Origin of the sequence: Pseudomonas coleopterorum, assembly GCF_900105555.1 — a bacterium.
GTDB lineage: Bacteria > Pseudomonadota > Gammaproteobacteria > Pseudomonadales > Pseudomonadaceae > Aquipseudomonas > Aquipseudomonas coleopterorum.
Window position 1 is genome coordinate 401,878 of the sequence record NZ_FNTZ01000001.1, and the last position, 15,065, is coordinate 416,942.

A 15,065-nucleotide genomic window follows, 5' to 3' on the forward strand; every position below is an offset into this window, starting at 1 on the left:
TTATTGTATTGGTACATAAATGAAAAGTGCTTTGGTAGTGCGGCATCTCGCCTTCGAAGACCTGGGCAGTCTGGCCCCGGTGCTGGAAGCCGAGGGGTATGAAATCGAAATGATAGAGGCGCCACTGCACCCGCTGGCGTCCCTCGATGTGATCTCGGCAGACCTGTTGATCATTCTGGGCGGGCCAATCGGCGCTTTCGATGAGGCGCTGTACCCATTCCTGCTGGACGAGCTCGAACTCATTCGCCAACGCCTGGACAGCGGCAAACCTTTGTTGGGTATCTGCCTGGGCGCACAGCTGATCGCCCGCGCCCTGGGTGCGGGCGTCGCTGCCATGGGACACAAGGAAATCGGTTTCGGCCCCATCACGTTGACCGACGCCGGACACAACTCTGTCCTCGCGCCCTTGGCACAGGGAACCCCCGTGTTGCACTGGCACGGCGATCAGTTCGACATCCCCGCTCAGGCCGTGGCGCTCGCTGCCACCGACGCCTGTCCCCATCAGGCGTTCAGCCTGGGCAATAAGGTCCTGGCCCTGCAGTTTCATCTCGAGGTGGCACCGCAGATGCTCGAAGCATGGCTGGTCGGCCATGCCAACGAGCTGCATCAGCAGCGTATCGACCCCCGCGAACTGCGTGCCCAGGCGCAGGCACTAGGCTGCACAGGCGCACAGGTAGCCAGCGTGATCCTGACCGACTGGCTGGCACGGCTGCGATGAGTGAGGAGCTGCCCACCATCGAATTGCGGCACGTGCTCGCCGGCACGTCGCGCCCCTTCACGCGCCCAGGCAGTTTCACCGGCATCGACAAGGTCCCGCTCCCCGGGCCGGTTGAAGTGGGAACACTGGGAATCATGGGCGATGAGCAGGGGGATCGCCGCATTCACGGCGGCCCCGACAAAGCCATTCACCATTATCCGTTCGAGCACTACCACGCATGGAAGCGGCTCATCGGCGAGCATCCACGCCTGGCACAGCCAGCTGCATTCGGCGAGAACCTGTCGACTGTCGGTGTAGACGAAACCCAGGTGTGCCTGGGCGACATCTTTCGATGTGGCAGCGTGTTGCTGGAAGTCAGCCAGACCCGGCAGCCTTGCTGGAAGCTCAACGATCGCTTCGAAGTGAGCGATATGGCCTTGCGCATGCAAGCCAGTGCGATGACCGGCTGGTATTACCGGGTGCTCGAAAGCGGTGTCCTGCAGGCAGGCGACCCCATCGTGCTTCAGGATCGCCCAATCCCTCGATGGCCACTGCGCAAAGTCATCGCGCTGTTGTACGAGCGCTCGCTGGACTTCGATGAATTGAGCCAATTCGCGCAGTTGCCGCTCGTACCTTCCTGGCGCGCACTGGTGGAGCGACGCCTGGCAACGGGCCAGATCGAGAACTGGGCCAGCCGAGTGCTGGGTCCCCCTTCAGGAGAATAGAAACCATGCAGCACTTTCGCGTCATCGTTCAATTGCACCGGGCGTACTGGTGCCAGTTCGATATCGAGCATGCCGCTGCCGAGCATGCATTGGCCGATGTAGTCCGCCGCTTCCCCGAAGGCGAGGGCTACACCCTCGATATACAACGCAAGACGGGTGAGCGCCGGCTGCTGGAATCCACGCCCGACGGGATTCGGTTGCTGTATGCGCAGGGCATCTTTGCAAAGACTTGAATGCCAGTAATGGCGTTATTGGTTGAACATCACAGGTAAAGAGGTACGCAGCACGTGAATATGGAAGTTGGTCCGCAAAGCCATGATGGCGTCAGGAACATGCTGGAGAAGTTGTCTTCTTTATGGGACGTACGGGCAGCAGTCAATAATGATGCGACCCCGTACAGTGAATTGCTCTTCGAGCACGGCAGGTTGGACTTTAGCGAGTCGCTCGTTCCTTTTCGAAGCCATCCAAACTGGCAGGCGGCTTCGGCTGAGATGAAATCCAGATGTCTGTCCTACGGCTGGATTATCTATAACCTCAAAACCATCTATATCGAATGCGACATCGTGACGCCGGCCTGCGAGGACATCATCAAAAGGCCGCCTGTCGAGTCTAGCAACCGTGACATCCTGCAACGCGTGATGTCGGAGGCGCTGCTCGATGAAGCGCTCCATACCAAGATGTCGGTCACGGCATGCAATTACATCTATCTGAACCGAAAGCTGCCCTATCTCGATTTCACTGATTTCAATCTTATCCGCTGGCGAGATCAGATATTGGCCACGTGCACGGCTGAGTGGCAGCGGCGGCTGACTCGATTCGGTATTGCCTGTGCTAGCGAAACCTTGATTACCGACTATCTCAAAACCTTGTCCGAGGATGATTCCATCCAGCAGGTGTGCCATGAGGTAACCCGCACTCACGCAGTGGACGAGTGGAGTCATTCAAGCGTTTTCAGCTTTGTGGCGTGCGATATCGTTCATACGCTCAGCGTTCGCGAGCGGGCGTACTTGCAGGCGGTCATTGCCAAGACCGTGGAGATGTTTGCCGACAACGAAATGGGTGCCTGGGCTCAAGCACTTTCTCTGGCCGGATTCCAAGGCCATGAAGCCATGCTGATGGAATGTTCCCGATCTAGCGAGGTAGAAGTTTACACGGAGTCGGTTTTCAGTCTGCTCGCACGTATAGGTCTGGAATAGATGGCCCTTTCGGTCAAGGAAGGCCCCACTGCTCGGAAGCCTCTTGAGCCAGGTTTTCTGCGCTGTGATGTGGCGTGCGATATTGCCGAGAACGCACGAAGGTTCGTTCTCACGGTACTTAATGAGCAACAGGCAGAGGAGTGTGTCCCAGGTCGGTATCTGATACTGGAATACGCAGACGTGAACGGCCGTGTGCGTAGGGCCTGCTATTCGATCGTGGCATGCCCCGGGCCGCGGCGAGTCGAGATAATTGTCCAACGCGTGCCTTCAAAGGGGGTCTCGGAGGCGATGTTCAGTCATCTGATGGTCGGCGCTCTGGTGCGCTGCGTGGGCATTGCAGGGGACATCACCGCACAGCAGCTGTCCGGCTTCGATAGCGTGGCGCTGTTGGCCGGTGGTATCGGTTTTACCTTGCCCTTGGCATTGATACGCGAATTCAGGCATCGGGTACGGCAAGGTGGCCCAGTGCCGCGGACCACTTTGCTGTTGTGCACGCCCTCTCTGGACACTGTACCTTGCCTCGCCGAACTCATGATTCTAGAGCTTGCCGAGCGCTGGTTCACCTTGCGCATCCATATAACCCGTCAGTCGTTGTACCAAGACAATGGATGCTTGTTGCGGGGGCGGCCAAGCCAGGCCGCACTGGATGCTCTGCAAGCGCCGCAGGGTGTAGTGATTTGCGGTAGCCAGGCATTTGCCGACCAAATGCACCGGGCCATGACGGTTCGACATGGTGCTGCTCGGTACTTCATCGAAGCATTCAGCTCGTCCGACTCGCCGCTGCCCGCGGCTCAGGGCAACACTGGAACGGTGCGTTTGAAGATACCTGCGTCAGGTGTCGAGTTCGACGCGGTCCAGTCGTTGACGCTGCTTGAGCAGCTGGAAGCCCAGGGCCAGAAAGTGCGCAGTCAATGCCGTGCTGGAATCTGTGGTGCCTGCAAGATCAAGGTTCTGAATGGCGAGTGTCGTCGCGACGCGGATTTCGCCCTGAGTGCGAAGGAGCGCGCAGATGGATACGCCTTGGCGTGCTGTACTTATCCTATGGGCAATGAGCTCACTCTGTGCATCTAGGCCTCGTGAAGCGGACAGCACATGGGGGCGCCCGGTATGATGGGCGTCCACCGCGGCACCCATGTTCCACTTCATACCGCGCCCATCACACTACGTGTCTTCTGTCCTCCGGTTCCCATGCTGCTGACCCTCTACCTCATCGCCATCACCGCTGAAGCCATGACCGGAGCCCTTTCCGCAGGGCGGCGCGGGATGGACTGGTTCGGTGTCGTGCTGATCGCCTGTGTGACTGCATTGGGTGGCGGGTCGATGCGCGATGTGTTGCTGGGGCACTATCCGCTGACGTGGGTCAAGCACCCCGAGTATCTGGTGCTGACCAGTGTCGCGGCGTTGGTCACGATCTTCATCGCGCCGCTCATGCGCCGCTTGCGCTCGCTGTTTCTGGTGCTCGATGCGCTGGGGCTGGTGGCGTTCACGCTGATCGGCACCATGACCGCCCTGGAGCTGGGTCACGATTATCTGGTGGCGTCCATCAGCGGCATGATTACCGGGGTGTTCGGCGGTATCCTGCGTGACATCCTCTGCAACGACATTCCCCTGGTGTTCCGCCGTGAGCTGTATGCCAGCGTTTCATTTGCCTCGGCCTGGTGCTTTCTGGGCTGCACCTACCTGGAACTGGTGCCGATTCAGGCGCTGTCGATCACCTTGTTCGGTGGCTTCCTGCTGCGCCTGTTGGCGATCCGTTTCCACTGGGAAATGCCCAAGTTCGTCTACGACGACCGTTGAGCATGGGCCGCCAGGGCCCATTCGACGTGTTCGCGGACCAGCTCGCTGGGGTCTTCGCGGCGCGTCTTCAGGGCTTCGAGTACCGGAATGCTCGATGGCGCGTTGCCCAATCCCACTGCCAGGTTGCGCAGGAAACGCTCGTAACCGGCGCGACGCAGGGGCGAGCCCTCGGTGCTGCTCAGGAAGTGCTCTTCATCCCACAGAAACAGCTGGGCCAGCTCGGCGTTGTCCAACTGATGCCGCGGCTGGAAATCGCCTTCGCCCGAGGGGCGGGCGAAGCGGTTCCAGGGGCAGACGATCTGGCAGTCGTCACAACCGAACACGCGGTTGCCGATCAGCGGCCGCAACTCCGTGGGAATGGGGCCCTTGAGCTCGATGGTCAGGTAGGAAATGCAGCGGCGGGCGTCCAGCACATAGGGCCCGACGAAGGCAGCGGTGGGGCAGATCTCCAGGCAGGCCGTGCAGCGTCCGCAGTGTTCGCTGGCGTGCGCTTCGTCGACCGGTAACGGCAGGTCGACGAACAATTCGGCGAGGAAGAAGTAGCTGCCCGCCTTGCGGTTGAGGACCAGGGTGTTCTTGCCGATCCAGCCCAGCCCCGCCTCCTGCGCGATGGCTTTCTCCAGCACCGGCGCGCTGTCGACGAAGGCGCGAAAGCCGAACGGGCCGATGTCCTGCTGGATGCGCTCGGCCAGGTGCTGCACCCGTTTGCGGATCAGCTTGTGGTAGTCGCGACCCAGGGCATAGCGCGAGACGTAGGCTTTTTCCGGCTCGGCCAGGCGTTGCGCCATGTGCGTGTCGCCGGGCAGGTAGTCCATGCGCAGCGAAACGACGCGCAAGGTGCCGGGTACCAGTTGCTCGGGGTGTGAACGCTTGCTGCCGTGGGCGGCCATGTAGTCCATTTCGCCATGGTAGCCAGCCTCCAGCCAACGTTGCAGGTGTTGTTCATGCTCGGCCAGGTCCAGGCCGGCGATGCCGACTTGCTGGAAACCCAGTTCGCGCCCCCATTGCTTGATGGAGAGCGCCAGGGCGGGAAGGTCGATGGTGGGAGCAGACATGCGAGCGAGGAAACCGGTGCGGAGGTGGGTATAATTCTGCCAGACATCGACAGCAAAGGTTCAAGCATGCCGCCAGACACGCAAATACCCGACGTAGTGCACAGCCAGCCAGCGGCCGCCGTGCCGCTCACTCCGGCCACCTTGCCAGTCCTGTCGGCGCGGCCGATGGATGCGCACAAGGGCATGTACGGCCGTGTGCTGGTGATCGGCGGCGACCACGGCACCGGCGGCGCGGCGCTGCTCAGCGCCCAAAGCGCGCTGCGCAGCGGGGCCGGCATGGTCTCGCTGGCCACCCGAGGCGAGCACGTAGCGCCGGCGCTGGCGCGCCTGCCGGAAGTGATGGTGGCCGATATCGCCTCGGCCAATCAGCTCCTGCCAATGGCCGAGGCCGCTAGCGTGCTGGTGGTCGGGCCCGGCCTGGGCCAGGCCGGTTGGGGGCGCAGCCTGCTGTCGGTGGCGGCCAGCCAGGACAAACCACAGGTGTGGGACGCCGATGCCCTTAATCAGCTGGCCCAGGGCGCCGTCACGCTGCCCGCCGATGCGGTACTGACCCCGCATCCTGGCGAAGCGGCGCGGCTGCTCGGCATTTCCACCGCGCAGGTCCAGGAAGACCGCCCCGCTGCAGCCCGGCGCCTGGCCCGGCAATATGCGGCAGTGTGTGTACTCAAGGGCGCCGGCAGCCTGATCGCGGCGCCCGACGGTCGCCTGGCGATCTGCGAGCACGGTCATCCGGCCATGGCCACCGGTGGGCTGGGCGATGTCCTCGCCGGGCTGATCGGCGCACTGCGCGCCCAGGGTCTGGACGGCTTCGATGCGGCGTGTCTGGGCGTATGGCTGCACGCCTGTGCCGGAGAACGGTCGGGCGAGGGCGGCCGCGGCCTGGCCGCCAGCGATCTGATCCCTGCCATTCGTCAGTTGCTCGAGGAGCATTACCCGTGTCAGAAGTAGAGATTTTCATTGAAGGCGAGGACGCGATGGTCGCGTTCGGTGCGCGCATGGCAGAGGTCACCCAAGGCCACGGACTGATCTTTCTGGAAGGTGATCTGGGCGCCGGCAAGACCACCTTTTCCCGGGGCTTGATCCGCGGCCTCGGGCACGTCGGGGCGGTCAAGAGTCCGACCTTCACCCTCGTCGAGCCCTACGAAATCGGAGCTATAAAAGCCTTTCACTTCGACCTGTATCGCCTTGTTGATCCTGAGGAATTGGAGTATCTGGGCATCCGCGACTACTTTGAAGAGGACGCCTTGTGCCTGATCGAGTGGCCCCAGCAGGGTGCGGGCTTTTTGCCAAAGCCTGACCTGACCATTACCATAAGCCCGCAAGCGGCCGGAAGGCTGTTGAAGTTATCGCCACAGGGCCCGCGCGGCGTGTCCTGGTGTGCCGCTGTGGCACAGAAATCCAAATAATTTGATGGGGTTAGGTATGCGCATTCGCGCGCTGGTCGCGGTCGTTGGTCTGATGTTGACGGGTTTTGTCGTCAATGCCGTGGCCGCTACACAAGTCAAGAGCGTGCGCTTGTGGCGAGCGCCGGACAATACGCGGCTGGTCTTCGACCTCACCGGCCCGGTCCAGCACAGCGTGTTCACGCTCACATCGCCCGACCGGCTGGTGATCGACATCAACGGCGCCACTGCGTCCGCCCCGCTCAGCGTCGCTCCCGGCGACTCGCCCGTCACCAGCGTGCGCTCGGCCCAGCGCACGCCCAACGACCTGCGCGTCGTGGTCGACCTGAAAAAGGCCGTCACCCCAAAAAGCTTCACCCTCGCGCCGAACCAGCAATACGGTAATCGACTGGTGGTCGACCTGTTCGACTCGGCCGCCGATGCCGAACCAGCGCCGCCTCAGCCGGTCGTGGCCACCACACCGGCGGTGCCGGTCACGCCAACGCGTCCAGCTATCAAACTGACGCCAGTGCCCAGCGGCAAGCGCGATATCGTCATCGCCATCGATGCCGGTCATGGTGGCGAAGACCCCGGTGCTTCCGGCCCGCGAGGCCAGCACGAGAAGGACGTGGTGTTGCAGATTGCCAAGGAACTGCAACGCCAGATCAACGCCGAACAAGGCTTTCGTGCCGAGCTGACGCGCACTGGCGACTATTTCATCCCGCTGCGCGGACGTACCGAAATTGCCCGCAAGAAGGGCGCCGACCTGTTCGTTTCCATTCACGCCGACGCCGCGCCGTCCTCGGCCGCCTTCGGTGCCTCGGTGTTTGCGCTGTCCGAGCGCGGCGCCACCTCGGAAACCGCGCGCTGGCTGGCCGATACCGAAAACCGTTCCGACTTGATCGGCGGTGCTGGCAACGTCAGCCTGGACGACAAGGACCGCATGCTGGCCGGTGTACTGCTGGACCTGTCGATGACCGCTTCGCTGACTTCCAGCCTCAACGTGGGCCAGAAAGTGTTGAGCAACATCGGCCAGGTGACGCCGCTGCACAAGCGTCGTGTCGAGCAGGCCGGGTTCATGGTGCTGAAATCGCCGGACATCCCTTCGATCCTGGTGGAAACCGGGTTCATCTCAAACTCCAACGAAGCCAACAAGCTGCAAAGCTCGGGTCACCAGCAGGCTCTGGCGCGCTCCATTCGTACCGGTGTGAAGCAGTTCTTCCAGCAGAACCCGCCGCCCGGGACCTACATGGCCTGGCTGCGTGACACCGGCAAGATCGCACGGGGCCCCAGCACCCACGTAGTGCGTCCCGGCGAAACGCTGGCCATGCTGGCCGCGCGCTACGACCTGGGCATTGCCACCCTGCGCAGCGCCAACGACCTGAAGACCGACGAACTGAAAATTGGCCAGGAAGTCACCATTCCCAGCACTGCCCTGGCGTCCCAGTAATGACTGAATCGGCCCGTATCGAGCTGCTCAGCCCGCGGCTCGCCAACCAGATCGCCGCGGGCGAGGTGGTCGAACGTCCTGCCTCGGTGATCAAGGAACTGCTGGAAAACAGCCTGGACTCGGGCGCTCGCCGCGTCGACATCGAAGTCGAACAGGGTGGCGTCAAGCTGCTGCGCGTGCGCGACGACGGCAGCGGTATCTCCGCCGACGACCTGCCCCTGGCGCTGGCACGCCATGCGACCAGCAAGATCCGCGACCTTGAGGATCTGGAACGGGTGATGAGCCTGGGCTTCCGTGGGGAAGCGCTGGCCTCGATCAGTTCGGTGGCCCGTCTGACCCTGACCTCGCGCACGGCCACTGCCGACCAGGCCTGGCAGGTCGAAACCGAAGGTCGCGACATGGATGCCCGCGTGCAGCCTGCCGCGCACCCGGTAGGCACCTCGGTCGAGGTCCGCGACCTGTTCTTCAATACCCCGGCGCGACGCAAGTTTCTCAAGACCGAGAAGACCGAGTTCGACCACCTGCAGGAGGTCATCAAACGCCTGGCGCTGGCGCGCTTCGACGTCGGCTTCCACCTGCGACACAACGGCAAGAGCATCCTCGGCCTGCACGAAGCGCATGACGAAACTGCCCGCGCCCGAAGGGTCGCTGCGGTTTGTGGCCCGGCGTTTCTCGAACAGGCGATGCCGATCGAGGTCGAGCGCAATGGCCTGCGTCTGTGGGGCTGGGTCGGTTTGCCGACGTTTTCCCGGAGTCAGGCCGACCTGCAATATTTCTTCGTCAACGGTCGAGCGGTACGCGACAAGCTGGTCGCCCATGCGGTGCGCCAGGCCTACCGCGACGTGCTGTTCAATGGCCGCCACCCGACCTTCGTTCTGTTTCTGGAAGTGGATCCGGCGGTCGTCGACGTCAACGTGCACCCGACCAAGCATGAAGTGCGCTTTCGCGACGGGCGCATGGTGCATGACTTCCTCTACGGCACATTGCACCGTGCACTGGCCGACGTGCGCCCTGAAGACCAGTTGGCAACCGCGCCGGCGCAGTCGCAGGCGCCGCGACCCAGTGGCGCGCAGGCCGGCGAGTTCGGTCCTCAGGGTGAAATGGGCCTGTCGGCGAACCTGCTGCAGCCGCCCATGACCGCACCGCAGTCGAACGGTGGTTCCGGTGGTGGTTACTCGTACACGCCGCGGCCGACTGCAGCCTTGCCGGTGGCCGAGGCGCAAAGCGCCTACCGGGAATTCTTCGCGCCGTTGCCGACCGCAGGCAGCAGCACCGCACCGATCCCCAGCCTGCCGCAGAGCCAGGGTGACATTCCCCCGTTGGGTTATGCCCTGGCGCAGCTCAAGGGCATCTACATCCTGGCCGAAAACGCACAAGGGCTGGTGCTGGTGGACATGCATGCGGCCCATGAGCGGATCATGTACGAGCGCCTGAAGATCGCCATGGCCAGTGAGGGACTGAGCGGGCAGCCGCTGCTGGTGCCCGAGTCGCTGGTCATGAGCCAACGCGAAGCGGACTGCGCCGAAGAACACGCGGCCTGGTTCCAGCGCCTGGGCTTCGAGTTGCAGCGTCTGGGGCCGGAAACCGTGGCCATCCGCCAGATTCCGGCGCTGCTCAAGCAGGCCGAAGCCAATCGCCTGGTCAGCGATGTGCTCGCCGACCTCATGGAGTACGGCACCAGTGACCGCATCCAGGCACACTTGAACGAACTGCTGGGCACCATGGCCTGCCACGGGGCGATTCGCGCCAACCGGCGCCTGGCCCTGCCGGAGATGAACGCCCTGTTGCGTGACATGGAAAACACCGAGCGCAGCGGCCAGTGCAATCATGGCCGACCGACCTGGACCCAGATGGGCCTGGACGATCTGGACAAACTCTTCCTGCGCGGGCGTTGATCGATGAGTGGCCTACCTCCGGCGATCTTCCTCATGGGACCCACCGCCGCCGGCAAGACCGACCTGGCCATCGAGCTGAGCAAGGTGTTGCCCTGCGAGCTGATCAGCGTCGACTCGGCGCTGGTCTACCGCGGCATGGACATCGGCACCGCCAAGCCGTCTACCGCGGTGCTCAAGGCCCACCCGCATGCCTTGATCGACATCCTCGACCCGGCGCAGAGCTACAGCGCCGCCGATTTCCGGCGCGACGCCCTGCAAGCCATGGCGCAGATCACCGCGCGCGGCAATATCCCGCTGCTGGTCGGCGGCACCATGCTGTATTTCAAGGCGTTGCTCGAAGGGCTGGCGGACATGCCCGGCGCCGACGCCCAGGTGCGCGCCGACCTGGAAGCGCAGGCCGCCCGCGAAGGCTGGCAGGCATTGCACGACCAGCTCGCGGCGGTCGATCCGGTGTCCGCCGCGCGCATCCATCCCAACGATCCGCAACGCCTGATCCGGGCGCTGGAGGTGTACCGCGTAAGTGGTTCGAGCATGACCGAGCTGCGCGCGCGACAATCTGCGCAAAGTACCGAACCAGGCGCATTGGCAAGCGGGCAATTGCCCTATACTGTGGCCAACCTGGCCATCGCGCCCGCCGATCGTTCGGTGCTGCATGAGCGAATTGCCATGCGTTTCGAACAAATGCTGGAACAAGGCTTCGTCCAGGAGGTCACTGCCTTGCGTGCTCGAAGTGACTTGCATGCTGGGCTCGCGTCTATACGAGCGGTGGGCTATCGGCAAGTCTGGGATCATCTGGATGGCAAGCTGACCGAGGTGCAGATGCGCGAACGCGGCATCATCGCCACTCGCCAATTGGCCAAACGGCAGTTCACCTGGTTGCGCGGTTGGGCCGATCTGCACTGGCTCGACAGCCTGGCGGGCGACAATCTGCCTCGCACCTTGAAATACCTGGGCTCGGCCTCCATATTGAGCTGAGTCCCGCAATTGCCGTCTATCCTTGGGGTCTGACGGTCAAAGCCTTCATCTTTTTACAGCTTTTCCACTATTGATCCTTAAAGGAGTGCGGCACATGTCAAAAGGGCATTCGCTACAAGACCCTTACTTGAACACCTTGCGTAAAGAGAAGGTCGGCGTCTCGATCTATCTGGTGAACGGTATCAAGTTGCAGGGCCAGATCGAATCGTTCGACCAGTTCGTCATCCTGCTGAAGAACACTGTCAGCCAGATGGTCTACAAACACGCGATTTCCACTGTTGTACCGGTGCGTCCGATTCGTCTGCCAAGCGCGACCGAATCCGAGCAGGGCGACACCGACCCAGGTAACGCTTGATAGGAGTCTGCCTTGTTCTTTGAGCGCCACGGTGGTGGTGAACGAGCGATCCTCGTTCATCTGGATGGTCAGGACCCTGAGGCGCGCGAAGACCCGCAGGAGTTTCAGGAGCTGGCCATCTCGGCCGGCGCCGAAACTGTCGCATTCGTCAATGTCGCCCGTCATCGGCCCAGTGCCAAATTTCTGATCGGCAGCGGCAAGGTCGAGGAACTGCGTGATCAGGTCAAGACCGAACACGCGGATCTGGTGATCTTCAATCACACCCTCACACCCAGCCAGGAACGCAACCTCGAGAAGATCTTCGAGTGCCGCGTGCTGGACCGTACCGGTCTGATCCTGGACATCTTCGCGCAACGCGCCCGTACCCATGAAGGCAAGCTGCAGGTCGAACTGGCCCAGCTCGAGCACATGAGCACGCGGCTGGTTCGCGGCTGGACTCACCTCGAGCGCCAGGGTGGCGGTATCGGCCTGCGCGGTCCCGGGGAAACCCAGCTGGAAACCGACCGGCGCCTGCTGCGTGTACGCCTGCGCCAGATCAAGCAACGCCTGGAGAAGGTCCGCAGCCAGCGCGAGCAGGCTCGGCGGGGGCGTCGGCGTGCCGATATCCCCTCGGTGTCCCTGGTGGGTTACACCAACGCCGGCAAGTCGACCTTGTTCAACGCGATCACCCGTTCCGAGGTATACGCAGCCGACCAGTTGTTCGCCACGCTCGATCCGACCTTGCGCCGGCTCGAGTTGAACGACCTGGGGCCGGTGATTCTGGCCGACACGGTGGGCTTCATACGCCATCTGCCGCACAAGCTGGTCGAAGCGTTTCGCGCCACCCTCGAAGAGTCGAGCAACTCCGACCTGCTGCTGCACGTGATCGACGCCCATGAGCCCGAGCGCATGGCGCAGATCGAGCAGGTCATGGCGGTGCTCACCGAGATCGGCGCACAAGGCTTGCCGATCCTCGAGGTGTATAACAAACTCGATCTGCTCGAAAACGTCGAGCCGCAGATACAGCGCGATGCGGACGGCAAGCCGGTCCGGGTCTGGGTATCGGCGCGCGACGGTCGCGGCCTCGAGCTGGTCAAGCAGGCGGTCGCCGAGCTGCTGGGCGAGGACCTGTTCGTCGGGACGTTGCAGTTGGGCCAGAAACTGGGCCGTCTGCGTGCCCAGCTGTTTTCGCTGGGCGCGGTGCAAAGCGAAGCGCATGATGAGCAAGGTGGCAGTCTGCTGGCAATCCGCCTGCCACGTGCGGAACTCAATCGCCTGGTCAGTCGCGAAGGCATGGAGCCCGCTGAATTCATCGAGCAACACACTTTGCAATAAAAGCCTGACGTGGCAGCTGTGCTGTCGTGTCGGGCATTCTGTAGCATTGGTCGGCGCGCCGTGGGTGCGTCTTTGCTTTATCAGATGGAGAGCGCTATGGCTTGGAATGAGCCGGGTGGCAACTCGAACAATCAAGATCCTTGGGGTGGAAAACGCCGTGGAGGCGACCGCAAGGGGCCACCGGATCTCGACGAGGCCTTCCGCAAACTGCAGGACAGCCTGAACGGTCTGTTCGGCGGTGGAAAGAAACGCACAGGTGGTGGTGGCGACGGGGGAGGCACGTCCAAGGGCGGTGGTCTCGGCCTGTTGGGCATCGGCCTTGCCGTGCTCGGCGCTATCTGGCTGTACAGCGCGGTGTATGTGGTGGACGAGCAGGAACAGGCGGTTGTACTGCGCTTCGGCAAGTACTACGAAACCGTGGGTCCGGGTCTGAACATCTACTTCCCGCCGATCGACCGCAAGTACCTGGAAAACGTCACGCGCGAGCGTTCGTATACCAAGCAGGGCCAGATGCTCACCGAAGACGAGAACATCGTCGAGGTACCGCTGACCGTGCAGTACAAGATCACCAACCTGCAGGATTTCGTCCTGCGCGTCGACCAGCCTGAAATCAGCCTGCAGCACGCCACCGACAGTGCGCTGCGCCATGTGGTGGGTTCCACCGCCATGGACCAGGTGCTGACCGAAGGCCGCGAGCAGATGGCTGGCGAGATCAAGGAGCGCCTGCAGCGGTTCCTCGACACCTACCAGACCGGTATCACCGTCACCCAGGTCAACGTACAGAGCGCGGCAGCCCCGCGTGAAGTGCAGGAAGCCTTCGACGACGTGATCCGTGCCCGTGAAGACGAGCAACGCTCGCGCAACCAGGCCGAAGGCTATGCCAACGGCGTGATTCCCGAGGCTCGCGGTCAGGCCCAGCGCATCATCGAAGATGCCAACGGCTACCGCGACGAAGTGGTTTCGCGTGCCAAGGGTGAGGCCGATCGCTTCACCAAGCTGGTCACCGAGTACCGCAAGGCGCCCGACGTGACCCGCCAGCGTCTGTACCTGGAAACCATGCAGGACGTCTACAGCAACACCAGCAAGGTGCTGGTGGCCAGCAAGGAAGGTCAGAACAACCTGATCTACCTGCCGCTGGACAAGATGGTCGGTGGTGACCGCAACAACAGCAGCACGCCTGCCGCCAGCACGCCGTCATCGGCGAGCGACGCCGCCGGCGCCCGCGCCGCGGCCGACCTGCAGCAGCAACAGCGTGAAATGCGTTCAAGGGAGAGTCGCTGATGGGCAATAAATCTGTGATCGCCCTGATCGTCGCCGTCGTTCTGGCGGTGGCAGCATGGAACTGCTTCTACATCGTGGCGCAAACCGAACGTGCGGTTCTGCTGCAATTCGGTCGCGTGGTTCAGGCCGATGTCCAGCCCGGCCTGCATGTGAAGCTGCCGTACGTCAACCAGGTGCGCAAGTTCGATGCGCGGCTGATGACCCTCGACGCGCCGACCCAGCGGTTCCTGACCCTGGAGAAGAAAGCGGTGATGGTCGATGCCTATGCCAAATGGCGTGTGAAGGATGCCGAGCGCTACTACACCGCCACGTCCGGCATGAAGCAGATCGCCGACGAGCGTCTGTCGCGTCGTCTCGAATCGGGTCTGCGTGACCAGTTCGGCAAGCGCACGCTGCACGAAGTGGTATCGGGTGAGCGGGATGCGCTGATGTCCGACATCACCACCTCACTCAACCGCATGGCCGACAAGGAGCTGGGTATCGAAGTCATCGACGTGCGCGTCAAGGCCATCGACCTGCCCAAGGAAGTCAACCGCAGCGTGTTCGAGCGCATGAGCACCGAGCGTGAGCGCGAGGCGCGCGAGCACCGTGCCAAGGGTAACGAACTGGCGGAAGGCATCCGTGCCGATGCCGATCGTCAGCGTCGCGTCCTGCTGGCCGAAGCCTATCGCGAGTCCGAGGAAGCGCGCGGCGACGGTGATGCCCAGGCCGCAGCCATCTACGCCCAGGCCTATGGTCAGGATCAGGAGTTCTACTCCTTCTTCCGCAGCCTGCAGGCTTACCGCCAGAGCTTCGCCAACAAGAGCGACGTGATGGTGCTCGACTCCAAGAGCGATTTCTTCCGCTTCATGGAGAAGTACAAGCCCTGATCGGCTTTCCCCGCCGGGCGGTTTAACCGTTCGGCGGGGTGAACGATCGGCAAAACGTGTGTATGATGCGGCAG

At 62.7% G+C, this 15,065-nt stretch carries 15 protein-coding genes and 1 pseudogene; 15 read left to right on the forward strand and 1 reads right to left on the reverse strand.

The genetic code is table 11. The features are described from left to right. The first annotated feature begins 19 nt into the window (after positions 1–19). The 6 genes from BLV18_RS01790 (at position 20) to BLV18_RS01815 (ending at position 4,415) form a co-directional block, all read left to right on the forward strand. The gene (locus BLV18_RS01790) at positions 20–718 is read left to right on the forward strand and encodes a glutamine amidotransferase (RefSeq protein ID WP_090355852.1); all 699 of its coding nucleotides are present in this window, start codon (positions 20–22) and stop codon (positions 716–718) included. Continuing rightward, a complete protein-coding gene (locus BLV18_RS01795) occupies positions 715–1,422 on the forward strand; it encodes an MOSC domain-containing protein (RefSeq protein WP_090355856.1) in 708 nt (235 codons plus the stop codon). The genes BLV18_RS01790 and BLV18_RS01795 overlap by 4 nt, the downstream gene beginning before the upstream one ends. Positions 1,423–1,427: 5 nt before the next feature. Continuing rightward, positions 1,428–1,655, forward strand: a complete 228-nt coding sequence (locus BLV18_RS01800; protein WP_090355858.1) for a hypothetical protein — start codon at positions 1,428–1,430, stop codon at positions 1,653–1,655. Positions 1,656–1,715: 60 nt separating this feature from the next. Continuing rightward, positions 1,716–2,618 (forward strand): diiron oxygenase, encoded by a 903-nt coding sequence (locus BLV18_RS01805; protein ID WP_090355861.1) that lies wholly within the window; start codon positions 1,716–1,718, stop codon positions 2,616–2,618. Continuing rightward, positions 2,619–3,689: a 2Fe-2S iron-sulfur cluster-binding protein gene (locus tag BLV18_RS01810; RefSeq protein ID WP_090355864.1), complete on the forward strand. Its 1,071-nt coding sequence runs from the start codon at positions 2,619–2,621 to the stop codon at positions 3,687–3,689. Between the two features lie 117 nt (positions 3,690–3,806). Continuing rightward, a complete protein-coding gene (locus BLV18_RS01815) occupies positions 3,807–4,415 on the forward strand; it encodes a trimeric intracellular cation channel family protein (RefSeq protein ID WP_043191159.1) in 609 nt (202 codons plus the stop codon). Here the strand turns inward: BLV18_RS01815 and queG are convergent. Next, on the reverse strand, positions 4,400–5,470 hold the full coding sequence (queG, locus tag BLV18_RS01820; RefSeq protein WP_090355869.1) for a tRNA epoxyqueuosine(34) reductase QueG: 1,071 nt from the start codon (positions 5,468–5,470) through the stop codon (positions 4,400–4,402). The genes BLV18_RS01815 and queG overlap by 16 nt on opposite strands. Positions 5,471–5,611: 141 nt before the next feature. Between queG and BLV18_RS01825 the strand changes: the two are divergent. From BLV18_RS01825 to hflC, 9 genes and pseudogenes are all read left to right on the forward strand, one after another. Continuing rightward, a pseudogene (locus tag BLV18_RS01825) lies at positions 5,612–6,418 on the forward strand (NAD(P)H-hydrate dehydratase); the annotation flags it as partial. Beyond that, on the forward strand, positions 6,406–6,876 hold the full coding sequence (gene tsaE / locus BLV18_RS01830; RefSeq protein ID WP_090355873.1) for a tRNA (adenosine(37)-N6)-threonylcarbamoyltransferase complex ATPase subunit type 1 TsaE: 471 nt from the start codon (positions 6,406–6,408) through the stop codon (positions 6,874–6,876). The pseudogene BLV18_RS01825 and the gene tsaE, both read left to right, overlap by 13 nt. 16 nt (positions 6,877–6,892) lie before the next feature. Beyond that, on the forward strand, positions 6,893–8,302 hold the full coding sequence (locus tag BLV18_RS01835) for an N-acetylmuramoyl-L-alanine amidase (protein ID WP_049862039.1): 1,410 nt from the start codon (positions 6,893–6,895) through the stop codon (positions 8,300–8,302). Further along, positions 8,302–10,197, forward strand: coding sequence for a DNA mismatch repair endonuclease MutL (mutL, locus tag BLV18_RS01840; protein ID WP_090355876.1), 1,896 nt, complete (start codon positions 8,302–8,304; stop codon positions 10,195–10,197). The genes BLV18_RS01835 and mutL overlap by 1 nt, the downstream gene beginning before the upstream one ends. Before the next feature lie 3 nt (positions 10,198–10,200). Beyond that, positions 10,201–11,172 (forward strand): tRNA (adenosine(37)-N6)-dimethylallyltransferase MiaA, encoded by a 972-nt coding sequence (gene miaA, locus BLV18_RS01845; RefSeq protein ID WP_090355880.1) that lies wholly within the window; start codon positions 10,201–10,203, stop codon positions 11,170–11,172. A gap of 94 nt (positions 11,173–11,266) precedes the next feature. Next, positions 11,267–11,527: an RNA chaperone Hfq gene (gene hfq, locus BLV18_RS01850; protein ID WP_043191144.1), complete on the forward strand. Its 261-nt coding sequence runs from the start codon at positions 11,267–11,269 to the stop codon at positions 11,525–11,527. Positions 11,528–11,539: 12 nt separating this feature from the next. Continuing rightward, on the forward strand, positions 11,540–12,841 hold the full coding sequence (gene hflX / locus BLV18_RS01855) for a ribosome rescue GTPase HflX (protein WP_049862036.1): 1,302 nt from the start codon (positions 11,540–11,542) through the stop codon (positions 12,839–12,841). Between the two features lie 96 nt (positions 12,842–12,937). Further along, on the forward strand, positions 12,938–14,122 hold the full coding sequence (gene hflK / locus BLV18_RS01860) for an FtsH protease activity modulator HflK (protein ID WP_049862035.1): 1,185 nt from the start codon (positions 12,938–12,940) through the stop codon (positions 14,120–14,122). Continuing rightward, on the forward strand, positions 14,122–14,991 hold the full coding sequence (gene hflC, locus BLV18_RS01865; protein ID WP_049862034.1) for a protease modulator HflC: 870 nt from the start codon (positions 14,122–14,124) through the stop codon (positions 14,989–14,991). The genes hflK and hflC overlap by 1 nt, the downstream gene beginning before the upstream one ends. Positions 14,992–15,065: the final 74 nt, after the last annotated feature.

Coding starts and splice junctions, on each gene's coding strand:
- miaA (WP_090355880.1), top strand. CDS start 10,201: ATGAGTGGCCTACCTCCGGCGATCTTCCTCATGGGACCCACCGCCGCC.
- mutL (WP_090355876.1), top strand. CDS start 8,302: ATGACTGAATCGGCCCGTATCGAGCTGCTCAGCCCGCGGCTCGCCAAC.
- BLV18_RS01800 (WP_090355858.1), top strand. CDS start 1,428: ATGCAGCACTTTCGCGTCATCGTTCAATTGCACCGGGCGTACTGGTGC.
- BLV18_RS01795 (WP_090355856.1), top strand. CDS start 715: ATGAGTGAGGAGCTGCCCACCATCGAATTGCGGCACGTGCTCGCCGGC.
- BLV18_RS01835 (WP_049862039.1), top strand. CDS start 6,893: ATGCGCATTCGCGCGCTGGTCGCGGTCGTTGGTCTGATGTTGACGGGT.
- BLV18_RS01815 (WP_043191159.1), top strand. CDS start 3,807: ATGCTGCTGACCCTCTACCTCATCGCCATCACCGCTGAAGCCATGACC.
- BLV18_RS01805 (WP_090355861.1), top strand. CDS start 1,716: ATGGAAGTTGGTCCGCAAAGCCATGATGGCGTCAGGAACATGCTGGAG.
- BLV18_RS01810 (WP_090355864.1), top strand. CDS start 2,619: ATGGCCCTTTCGGTCAAGGAAGGCCCCACTGCTCGGAAGCCTCTTGAG.
- hflK (WP_049862035.1), top strand. CDS start 12,938: ATGGCTTGGAATGAGCCGGGTGGCAACTCGAACAATCAAGATCCTTGG.
- queG (WP_090355869.1), bottom strand. CDS start 5,470: ATGTCTGCTCCCACCATCGACCTTCCCGCCCTGGCGCTCTCCATCAAG.
- hfq (WP_043191144.1), top strand. CDS start 11,267: ATGTCAAAAGGGCATTCGCTACAAGACCCTTACTTGAACACCTTGCGT.
- hflC (WP_049862034.1), top strand. CDS start 14,122: ATGGGCAATAAATCTGTGATCGCCCTGATCGTCGCCGTCGTTCTGGCG.
- BLV18_RS01790 (WP_090355852.1), top strand. CDS start 20: ATGAAAAGTGCTTTGGTAGTGCGGCATCTCGCCTTCGAAGACCTGGGC.